Origin of the sequence: Ohtaekwangia sp., from assembly GCF_036568665.1 — a bacterium.
Taxonomy (GTDB): domain Bacteria; phylum Bacteroidota; class Bacteroidia; order Cytophagales; family Cyclobacteriaceae; genus Ohtaekwangia.
In genome coordinates this window covers 1-10,624 of record NZ_DATCSD010000038.1, presented here as the reverse complement: position 1 = coordinate 10,624, position 10,624 = coordinate 1, and the positions used below count along the sequence as shown (strand labels likewise).

The following is a 10,624-nucleotide window of genomic DNA, read 5'->3' as shown; positions in this document are numbered from 1 at the left end:
GATAACATTCGCGACAGTGTTGAAGCACGACAGCCCCGCACGTATGCCGAGCGCGTTGCGCTATCGCAGCAGTGGAAGAAACGCTATGACATAGCTTCAACCGTTCTGGTGGATGATCCTGAAAATTTCTTCTGGTCAAATTTCGGACAGGCTCCCAACATGGCCTATATCATTGAGCCTGATTGCACGGTATACTATAAGCAATCGTGGTTTAACAACGAGAAATTCGAAGAGCAGATCCTCTCGGCTACAGAATGATTCTGGCTATTTATAAAAATAACCTCTCCATATAAACCATCCGGCAAAATATACCAATCTTTGTAAGGATTGCGTATGAACGAACTGGAACACTACATTACCTCATATTTCGGAATAGCCCGACACGACCTCGAAGCTATATCTTCGCTCTTTAAGCTAACTGCTTTACAAAAGGGCGATTACTATCTGAAGCCTGGCGAAGTATGCGGCACACTGAGCTTTCAACGCTCGGGCATCATACGGGTTTATATACAAGACGAGGACCGGGAAACGACACAATGGATTTCTACCAAAGGACAATTTATTTCCGATCTGTCGGGCATCATCTTTAATCGACCTGCACGGGCATCTATTCAGGCACTTACCGATTGCGAATTATATACCATCAGCAGTCAGGACTATGCTGGTATAGGCAAACGCATTCCGAGCTGGCACGAATTGGAAAAGCTATTTATAGCACGATGCTTTGTATTTATGGAAGAGCGGATATATACACTTCTATCGATGAGTACCGAAGCACGTTATCGCTGGTTGTTCGATCAGCAACCGGAGCTCTTCAACCAAGTGCCGCTGCAATACCTGGCATCGATGCTGGGTATGACACCGGAAACATTGAGTCGCATTCGCGGAAAGAAGATCAAATAATATTCTACACCTATATATAGCCTACACTAGAAAGATCCCCCTATACCAAACATCAGTAAAAGCGATTCTTCTTTAGAGGTGCCCACATTTACATTGAACGAAAACTGGTTGGTAAAAGGCGTCACGTAAAATCCGGCACCGTATCCTTCATGCCAGTAATCAGCACTCTTCGCGTCACCATCCGCCCACACACGGCCTACATCATAAAACGTGCGTATACCAATCTTTACCGGTATAAAATTATTGTGCGTCTCTACAATCTGCCAGCGAAGCTCGGTGTTCAGATACGCTTTTGATTGCCCTGTAAATCGGTTGCGTCTGAAACCATGCAGATCATCAAGCTGCCCCAATGAAAACAATTTATAGAAGGGAAGATCACCGGTAGTTATACCACCACCGGCACGTATACCCAGCGTTACCGGGTTACGATTATAGGTAGACAGGTAATGCTCTACTTCGGCAAACGAGATCGATGATATATTATCCGATGATTCGTGCAGGTGAATTACTTCTTCGTTCCAGGCAAAGCGGAAACCACGCTGTGGTAAAAATCGATCATCTCTGAAATCAAGATTGAGCATAGCCTTGAGTGAAGTCATGTTGAGCTTTTGCATACCGAACACATTCGGATTCTCGGAGAGAAAAGTATTTTCGCGCGCTATACCTTCATCCGACTCAAAAGCTGCGAGTATAGTAATGTTACTTTGCTTCCAGAATGTGCGTGTAAGACCAGCCCGCACTAAAAAAGAATTATACATAGCACGATAAAATGCTTTGCTTTCTGTGCTATTCCTGGACGTATTGTTCCCTATACCAAAGAAGTAATTATAGTTTAACGGACGCGACAGGTTTATTTCTGAAATACCGTCCCATTTACCAACGAGGTAACGCAGCTGATTCCGATATCCGATCTCATAATTTCCGCGCGTACTCACCGATGCAGCAATACTGTGTTTTACACTAAAGGCCGGTTTTGAAAAATTGTGATTGGTAAAAGTTACCCGTGTGTTTAGTGCAAGACCTGTAAACGGATTATAGCTAAGCAGTATAAACGGAAAGTATGTATTATAGGCAAACGCTGTTCGTTGATAGTGGTACAAATTTTTGTCCTTGGGTATAACGCGATTAACTTCACCACCTGCCTGCACAGTATTTTCTCCCTGCTGGTATAACAGTGTTTTGTGCGATGATCCTTTTACAAAGGAGTCGTCTGTTATACGATCACCGGCATCGCCATTGATAATTCGCAGCAGGATTGATTCGTCTGCCTTACCAGTTACGACAAATACATCATCGTTGGTAAGTCCGTAGAGCCTGATCTCTTTTGTTTCAGCAGGAATAAATTTTCTGCGGAAATATACTTTCTCAAAATCCGGTTTACCATGATCAAGATCACACATTACCACATCAACCGTTCCATCGGCATTTCGCGTTACCTGAAAATACTCTGCTTTATTAGAGCCGACTATATCTACTTCTTTCGCCAGCATCTCATAATATCGTTCGGCATAGCGCGGAAGTTCACGAATACGCGCCTGGAGTTTGGCCGTGATCTCTTTACCATCGGGTATATATACCTCTGCCGGCATTTTACGGACAGCCTGCTCTATATCTTCATTAGATATACTATTCTGTATTTCCTTTGCTGCCTCTATCCAGTCGTTTCGTGTAAGCTGATTTCCCAACAGACGGTCCATGTGCCGCGCCTGGTGCATCAGACTTCGCAGGCCTTTGATCTTGTAATCAAAATTCTCACCACTCTCCTTGGCCCATTCACGATCAGCCAGAAACGGAAGTATACCATCCCAACGGGAAAACACATGATCGCGATCGCGGGGAATAGGTCGATATACTATACCTCCATTATTTTTATAACCCGCCCACTTCCAGTTGTCTTCATGTTTACCCCAATCGCCTACGAGTATATCAAACACCCGTGCGCGACAAAACTCCAAGCGATCTACATGGTTGTCGTGATCCTCATATAGCTTCTGGAACAATTTATAGCTTCGCTCAATATGATCGGCACCACCAAAAATTTTATCCTTTTGAATTTTATCGGTGGGAGAATCCTCCAGCATACCGAACAGGTTTCCATACATCGCGCTATACTCGCCCAACCTTCCTCCTTTAGGTAAACTATATAATACAGGGCGTGCATGAAGTATACCGATCTTATCCAGCATATAGGAGGCTGCCAATGCCCCGTATGGTTCTTGTGTGGTGGTCTGATCTTTTATAAGCTGCGATACTAACGTGCCGCGAACAGCATGCGCGAGCGCCTTCGAAGGATCTTTATTTACCGATCTGAAAACATACTCTTTCCCGTTACCACCCGTCATCTTCAATGAAGTTGTCTGGCGACCACCACCTTTCTTCGTTACCGTGAGCCCCTGAAATGTGGTATCCATATCCAGTTGCGTAACGTGCACCGGTGCAATCCATGAATGACGATAGTGCGTTCCCAACCACAAACGCCCCCAGGCACTGATGTCGTATTCAGGGCCGGCTATAATTACCTGCTCACGCGAATCATTTGCTATACTATTCGCAGAAGATGTTGTAGCCTCTGTGCGCGATGGATTTATCAGCACATCTCCTTTTACCAGTGAAAGTTGCTGCTTGTTCCATTGCATATACCGATACGCTACCTGCCCCAGTGTATCGTACGTAAGCTCAACAAAGCCGCCATGATCAAACGCAAGTAAAGCCTGGTTGCTGTTGGCGATAAAGTCGCCTTCGTGCAGCGATCCGCTGTTGATATAAAAATTATTACCCTCCTTCAGAACAGAATGATTTTTCTCGTGTCCCGAAGCCATGATCAAAGACGAGTAATCTCCGATCATATCGTTGAGCTTTCTGCGAAAGCCATCGAAATGCTCATTTACTATATCTTTACTTGTTCCTATATTTTGCCGGAACGACACACGTGCACTTCCTGCCACGGGCGGCCACAGGTACGATGAAGCAGGAAAACGTCCGCCATATTTACCGAGCGACATCAACGGGTAATGCGAAAGCAAAAGCACGTTCCTGTTTTTACTTTCATCGAGCATATCGTTTATCTTCTCCAGGAACACGCCTTCATCGGCAATGCCGCAGGCATTCATATAGGAGATGGGCTTATCATACGGATGATTCCACCATTGCGAGTTGAACACAATGACATCAAGATACTGTGGCACCGAATATAGCCACGGCCCCGGACAACCGTTGTCCAGGAAATATACCAGTCGCGGATGTCTGATCTTTTTTATATACTTCTCCAGTTGCTGCACTGCCTGCCATCCATCTTTACCCGAATCTTTCCACTCGCGCTCGCCCTGGTTGATCAATATGGTAAGCTGAGTATATTTATCCAATAACTGACTGGCTGCACGCCCCCATGCTTCTACTTCTGCTTGTGTAGTGATTTCAGGAAAAACATCTCCATTCAACACCCATATTACAGGAACAGTAGTGGTTGAGCAGTATTGATCTATTACTGTAAAGAGTTCTGTTTTATCAGCAAGATCGGCACTGTTGGCGGTAAGAATTACTTTGATCTCGGCAGCAAAAAGAAGTGAAGGTATATACGATAAACACAGAGCAGCCCATGTTTTTCGAAGCGGGTATTTCAACAGTGATCGCATCACGTGTTTGTTGGGGAAGGTTTGGGGTATATATTCAGGCTTTCAATATACTTCCTTTTTTGATAAGCTGCGAGCCTATGGTGGAGAGAGTGCGCCTTTATAGCCGCTGGCTTCGAGCTGCTGGCTACTAGGTGTGAGTACGGGATTAGTAGTGCGCCTCTATACTTCAACATTCGTTGATCGGTGTTCCTTGTTCATATTCGGATTCCGTTAATCGTTAATCGTGAGTACAAATTCAGTTCAATAAACACTTCCCGACTTCTGGTCTCTCCCTACCGATTCATCCTAGAGAAAATCAGAGGAATATTGTAAATTACCAACACACGATATACACAACATGTTACTTCGTTCCGTTTAACTGATCAATATATTATGAGTACAGAGCGCCCTACGTATGCCAATGGCAAAATATGTTATATAGAGGTACCGGCTGTTGATGTCGAAGTATCGGCACGATTCTATCACCAGGTATTTGGCTGGAATGTTCGTAAACGCGGAGATGGTCGCCTTGCATTTGACGATGCCATCAAAGAAGTAAGTGGTGCATTTATACCCGGACGAAAGCCGATGCAGGAAGTAGGACTATTGATCTATATTATGGTAGACAACGCAGCCGAAACAATCAAGACCATTGAGAAGCACGGAGGAAAAATAGTACAGCCGATTGGGGGCGATGCCCCGGAGATAACAGCACGCTTCAGCGACCCGGCCGGAAATATACTCGGACTTTACCAGGAGCCCACTATAGTGAAACCGTAGAGTAATAGGATTTTTACTCACGAGTAACGGAAAACTGAATATCGAATCATGAACACTGAATGTAGAAATGAAGACTCGGTTACGAATAACACTTAACCATTAACAGATAACAGAGGCAACAACTTTCCGTCTTTCAGACTTCCGGTCTCTTCTTTCAACTTTACACTTTCTGCTTCATTAACTACGCATGCTGCTCAATCACCTGCTTCAGGTATTCGGTTGGTACTACACCGGACTGACGCCATACTATATTTCCTTTCTTAAAAAGTATCAGCGTTGGTACACTCTGCACCTGGTAGGCCGAAGCAGCTTGTGGATTACGATCTACATCGATCTTGATGATCCTGGCTTTATCGCCCACTTTCGATTTGAGTTCGTCTAATATAGGTGCCATCATTTTACACGGTCCACACCACTCGGCAGAGAAATCTACAAAAGTAGGGCGATCGCTGTTTATCAATTCTGCAAAGTTGGAAGTTGGCATGATGAGAATGTTTAAGGTTCGTTGATGTTCAATGTTTCAGGTTCAATGTTTAAAGTTCAGAGCTTACTTTTCGCTTTTCACTTTATGCTTTCCGCCTGAATCCAATGTGAGTAACAGTTTAAGCGTGCACAGAGTTCTCGGTATATAGTTATTTCTTCGTTACGAGATCTTCTTTCGCAGCCCATAGAGCTATATCCTGTTTACTCAGGGCAGCTGCCATCAGGTCCGGAAATTTATCGGGCGTGCAGGCAAATACAGGTATACCAAGCGAAGCCATATAGGCTGCATTGTCGTGATCGTAACCGGGAGCGCCATCATCATTGAGCGCCAACAGTACAATTATTTGTACACCTGCTTCTGTCAGTTGCTGCGCGCGCTTGCGCATGCCCGCGTTGCTACCACCTTCATACAGATCGGTGATCAACACTAATACGGTATCTGACGGACGCTGAACAATTTGCTGACAATAGGTGAGCGCCAGATTAATATCGGTGCCTCCGCCTAACTGTACACCAAAAAGTAATTCTACCGGGTCTGCCAACTCTTCTGTAAGATCCACTACATTCGTATCGAACACGACCATTTTGGTTTGTATAGCGGGGAGCGATGCCATCACTGCACCAAATATACCAGAGTATATTACGGATGTTCCCATCGAACCACTCTGATCTATACACAGCACTACATCTTTCAACGATCTTCTTCGCTTGCCATAACCGATGCGTACTTCGGGTATAATGGTTTTATACTCGGGCTGATAGTGTTTCAGGTTCTTCTGGATCGTAACGTGCCAGTTGATCTCGTTGTGTCGCGGGCGCCTGTTGCGTGTTGAGCGATTCAGACTTCCCATAATAGCCTGTTGTGTTGGCTGCGACAATTTTCGCATGAGGTCTTCCACTACTCTCCGCACCACTTGCCGTGCAGTATCTTTTGTCTTGGAAGGTATAACACGACTCAGTGACATCAGTGTGGCTACAAGATGTACATCAGGCTCTACATTCTCCAGCATTTCTTTTTCCAACAGCATAGAGGTGAGGTTGAGTCGCTTCAATGCATCCTGCTGCATTACCTTCACCACGGTGTTGGGAAAGTAAGTTCGAATATCGCCCAGCCAGCGACTTACATTGGGAGATGAAGGACCAAGACCGCCCTTGCGCTCGGAATCATAGAGTGCTTCCAACGTTTTGTCTATTTGCTGATCTGTCTCCTGCAAAGTATATCCGGTGCCATCGTTCTGATCGCCTCCCAATATCATTCGCCATTTACGCAGATGTTGATCCATACTTTAGTTCGTTATCTTCTTTCTATACCCAGTAATTGTGCTACTACAGACAATGCCTTTCTTCCGCGTTCGTGATCGATCGTTTCCGTAGTTGCATCCTGCAACGGCAGGGCTATGCTGCCATCACCCTTCTTCGCTTTCTCACCTATCTTTCTTCGTTCAGCATGCGTAAACTGCGAGAATGTTCTGCGCAGGATGGGAAGCATGGCGATAAAGTCTGCTTCATTCAATTGATATACCCATTGATCCACCAGGCTCCACAACCGCTCATCAATGATCAGGATCGTGCCGCTGCCTTTCAGAAAACCTTCCAGCCACGAAGCCGCTTCCGCTATATTTCCGGAGCGCGACAACGCTGCATGAAATCTGTTGATGAGTATATCTCCTTCCAGCACTTTAGCATCGGCCAGCACCCGGGTGCTATAGCCGCCTACAACAGGCGATGTATGCTGATGATCGCAAATTATACCGAGTGTAGTATACCATTCGGCCCGTTGCGTTTCCTGGTTTAGCAGTGTAATAGATTCATGTAATTTATAGATATGCTCGGTCATGGTTGCGGCCGAATCGTCATCTATACCAACGCAAGCAGCAGGCAGACTTACACAAACCCGCGCGATCATCGAGTTAACAATACCCAGCACAAGTGCCTCATCGGTTTGGCGCACATTTCCGTAACGCGATACCGATACCAGTGCCGGCAATGCTTCCAGTAATTGCACCACATCGTTGGTGGCAGCTGCCAGGTTATTGATCTGGGCGATGAGCACTTCAACCGCTTGTGGTAAATCCGCCGGTATAACTTTCTCCAGCAGATCGCATACAACGCGCAGGCTGGACGCCTCTTTTGTTTGATGCGCTATATAGCTGGCAGCAGCTTCCTCCAGCGTGTTTCCCCAATTGCCTTTTTCAATAATGCGAATAGAAAACTCCGGCTCCCACTTGAGCTGCCATTGTTCTTTGAAAGTTCCTTTACTGCGAACCTGCGTTTTATGCGCCCAGGCTATATCAATGAGCAGCAGCCGATGCAGAAATATACTTCGCTCCAAAGCGGTAGCTTCGCGAAGGTCGAGTGTGAGTTCTTTTATACCCGCTTCTGCCGGAAGACGCAGCCGCTTCTGTAAACGCTCTACATCCTGCAGCAGTGGTGGCTTGGGCACTTCGTGTGGCACCTGCCCGATCGTATCACTCACAATCAGTTGCTCACGCAAAAGCTGCAGAAGTATACTATCGCCATTGCAAAGTACTGCAAGCGTTGCTTCGTTCAATTCTTCGAGACCGGCTTTACTAAGGCCGCGCAATGCCGCCAACGCACCGGCCAGGCGCACGGCTTCTATAATATGCGCAGTAGAGGTATCCATCTGCTTCTCCCGAAACAGCCTGGCTACTTTTGCCATCCACATAGTTCCATCATCGTGCGGATAATGCCACACATGATCATACCAGCCTGGCGATTGTATACCGGCACCATAGCCGCTGGCAAACGTCAAGCGATTATAGGTCCACGGTATCCAGGTGGTTTCTACTTTTACTTTGGCAAGTCCTTTCAGCAGATCGTTATCATCTTTTTGCTTCGGCATATTTACCAGCACCGGTGCATGCCACGCTCCACAGATCACTGCTATACTGGTATAGCCATCTTTCTCTGCCTGGCGGATCATCTTCCGCATATAGGCTTCCCTATATTTATCCGGGCGGTCTTCCCGTTCCGGAAGTTCCTCGCGCAATGCCTGCATGGCTTCATGCACAGCTTCTGCTATACCGGTGCTATCCAGCCGATGCTCCACCATATACTCCCACCAGCGTTCGCCATCATCAAAGCCTGCGGCTTCTGCCAGGTATAGCAGCGGGTCATGGTATATATCCGCTTTGGCCTCTGCTGTATGCACGGCATTGCTCGACAGCTGGCTTTCGCCTGGTTCTTGCTTCTCTTCTTTTCGTTCGAGCGCAAACTTGTGTACCAATGGAAGATCCATAAAGCGCACAGGTATATTTCGGCTTGCACCAAATTTTATCGCCTGCCACTCCGGAGAAAATTCAGCGAACGGATAGAACACTGCCTGCTGCGGCTCATCGGGGCGATACGCCAATATCGCTATAGGAGGTTTTAACTGACTGTGTGCAGACCAGCGTAATAGCTCATCACCTTCCGGTGGCCCTTCCACCAGTATAATATCCGGATGATGTTGCTCCAGGAATGCGTTAACATTTCTGGCAGAACCCGGACCATGATGCCGTATACCCAGAACATGTATACTCATATACCCAGGTCGCGGCAAGCCCTATAAATATCTTTCCATTCATCGCGCGGCTTTACTACGGTTTCGAGATACTCCTGCCACACAATCTTGTCTTGCACCGGGTCTTTTACCACAGCACCAATGATACCCGCGGCAAGGTCGGCCGCTTTCAGTGAACCATCGCCAAAGTATGCAGCTATAGCCATACCACTGTTTACTACAGATATAGCTTCAGCCGTACTAAGTGTACCGGTAGGAACTTTGATCTTCGTTTTTCCATCCAGCGTTACACCCGCACGCAGCTCGCGGAATATAGTTACAATACGTTTGATCTCAGCAACAGCGGGTGGCTCTGCCGGCAACTCCATTACTTTTTCAAAGCTCTGCACTCTTCTTCTTACTATATCGATCTCTTCGTCAATATTATCCGGCAACGGAAGTATAACGGTATTGAACCTGCGCTTCAACGCGCCCGATAATTCATTTACTCCTTTATCGCGGTTGTTCGCTGTAGCGATAACATTGAAACCTTTTACAGCCTGCACTTCTATACTCAACTCTGGCACAGGCAATGTTTTTTCTGATAATATAGTAATGAGTGTATCCTGTACATCAGAACCTATACGCGTTAACTCTTCGATGCGTGCGATCTTGCCATCTTTCATGGCCTTCATCACCGGTGTTTCCACCAGCGCTTTTTCAGAAGGACCTTCTGCCAGCAACCGCGCGTAGTTCCATCCATAGCGAATAGCTTCTTCACTTGTTCCGGCTGTACCTTGCACGATCATGGTTGAGTCGCCAGATATAGCGGCCGCAAGATGTTCTGACACCCACGACTTTGCAGTGCCCGGCAATCCATAGAGTAAAAGTCCGCGATCTGTAGTGAGTGTCGCTACAGCAATCTCGATCAGTCGTCTGTTCCCTATATATTTAGGCGACACTTCAAATCCATTCTTTAATTTACCTCCCAATATATAGGTCACTACCGCCTGTGGCGATAGTTTCCAGTTTGGGGGTTGTTTGCCGGTGTCAGCTTTTTTCAGCTCTTCCAGTTCGGTGGCATACAATTGCTCTGCGTGTTGTCGTAGTAAGGTGCTCATGCGGTAAAGGATTGCAAGGTTTGTTGTTTTATAGTAAGTAGTCTGGCCAGCTCTGCGGACTGGTTGTTCCAGTATACTTTTTTCTGTTCGTCTGCGGGATTAAAAGATTCCAGCATCGATAATATTTCCACGGGTATATATACCGAAGCCGGCCGATAGAAAGCCCGGTTATAGATATATACCTCGTTGGCTGTGTGTCGAAGTATTTTTCGTGCCAGCTCCAG

The 10,624-nt window shown here is 46.4% G+C and carries 8 protein-coding genes and 1 pseudogene; 3 read left to right on the top strand and 6 right to left on the bottom strand.

From position 1 onward, the window contains the following. Both VIN08_RS01885 and VIN08_RS01880 read left to right on the top strand, forming a co-directional pair. Positions 1-258 (top strand): annotated as a pseudogene (locus VIN08_RS01885) (hypothetical protein); the annotation flags it as partial. 75 nt (positions 259-333) lie between these two features. Continuing rightward, positions 334-903 (top strand): Crp/Fnr family transcriptional regulator, encoded by a 570-nt coding sequence (locus tag VIN08_RS01880; protein ID WP_331959369.1) that lies wholly within the window; start codon positions 334-336, stop codon positions 901-903. A gap of 26 nt (positions 904-929) precedes the next feature. Here VIN08_RS01880 and VIN08_RS01875 read toward each other — a convergent pair whose 3' ends face one another. After that, entirely contained in the window at positions 930-4,535 is a 3,606-nt protein-coding gene (locus VIN08_RS01875) for a BamA/TamA family outer membrane protein (RefSeq protein WP_331959372.1), read from the bottom strand. 372 nt (positions 4,536-4,907) lie between these two features. On the opposite strand from VIN08_RS01875, the gene VIN08_RS01870 reads away from it, so the two are divergent. After that, positions 4,908-5,294: a VOC family protein gene (locus VIN08_RS01870; protein ID WP_331959367.1), complete on the top strand. Its 387-nt coding sequence runs from the start codon at positions 4,908-4,910 to the stop codon at positions 5,292-5,294. 181 nt (positions 5,295-5,475) lie between these two features. Here the strand turns inward: VIN08_RS01870 and trxA are convergent, their stop codons facing one another. The 5 genes from trxA to VIN08_RS01845 all read right to left on the bottom strand — a co-directional run. After that, positions 5,476-5,778, bottom strand: a complete 303-nt coding sequence (gene trxA / locus VIN08_RS01865) for a thioredoxin (RefSeq protein WP_331959364.1) — start codon at positions 5,776-5,778, stop codon at positions 5,476-5,478. Between the two features lie 148 nt (positions 5,779-5,926). Next, positions 5,927-7,060 (bottom strand): VWA domain-containing protein, encoded by a 1,134-nt coding sequence (locus VIN08_RS01860; protein ID WP_331959361.1) that lies wholly within the window; start codon positions 7,058-7,060, stop codon positions 5,927-5,929. Positions 7,061-7,071: 11 nt separating this feature from the next. Continuing rightward, positions 7,072-9,321, bottom strand: coding sequence for a DUF5682 family protein (locus VIN08_RS01855; protein ID WP_331959358.1), 2,250 nt, complete (start codon positions 9,319-9,321; stop codon positions 7,072-7,074). Further along, entirely contained in the window at positions 9,318-10,400 is a 1,083-nt protein-coding gene (locus VIN08_RS01850) for an AAA family ATPase (RefSeq protein WP_331959355.1), read from the bottom strand. Before VIN08_RS01850 ends, VIN08_RS01855 begins: the two co-directional genes overlap by 4 nt. Next, positions 10,397-10,624: hypothetical protein (locus VIN08_RS01845; RefSeq protein ID WP_331959352.1), on the bottom strand; the 228-nt coding region annotated here is incomplete at its 5' end. The genes VIN08_RS01850 and VIN08_RS01845, both read right to left, overlap by 4 nt.

Coding starts and splice junctions, on each gene's coding strand:
- VIN08_RS01880 (WP_331959369.1), top strand. CDS start 334: ATGAACGAACTGGAACACTACATTACCTCATATTTCGGAATAGCCCGA.
- VIN08_RS01875 (WP_331959372.1), bottom strand. CDS start 4,535: ATGCGATCACTGTTGAAATACCCGCTTCGAAAAACATGGGCTGCTCTG.
- VIN08_RS01870 (WP_331959367.1), top strand. CDS start 4,908: ATGAGTACAGAGCGCCCTACGTATGCCAATGGCAAAATATGTTATATA.
- trxA (WP_331959364.1), bottom strand. CDS start 5,778: ATGCCAACTTCCAACTTTGCAGAATTGATAAACAGCGATCGCCCTACT.
- VIN08_RS01860 (WP_331959361.1), bottom strand. CDS start 7,060: ATGGATCAACATCTGCGTAAATGGCGAATGATATTGGGAGGCGATCAG.
- VIN08_RS01855 (WP_331959358.1), bottom strand. CDS start 9,321: ATGAGTATACATGTTCTGGGTATACGGCATCATGGTCCGGGTTCTGCC.
- VIN08_RS01850 (WP_331959355.1), bottom strand. CDS start 10,400: ATGAGCACCTTACTACGACAACACGCAGAGCAATTGTATGCCACCGAA.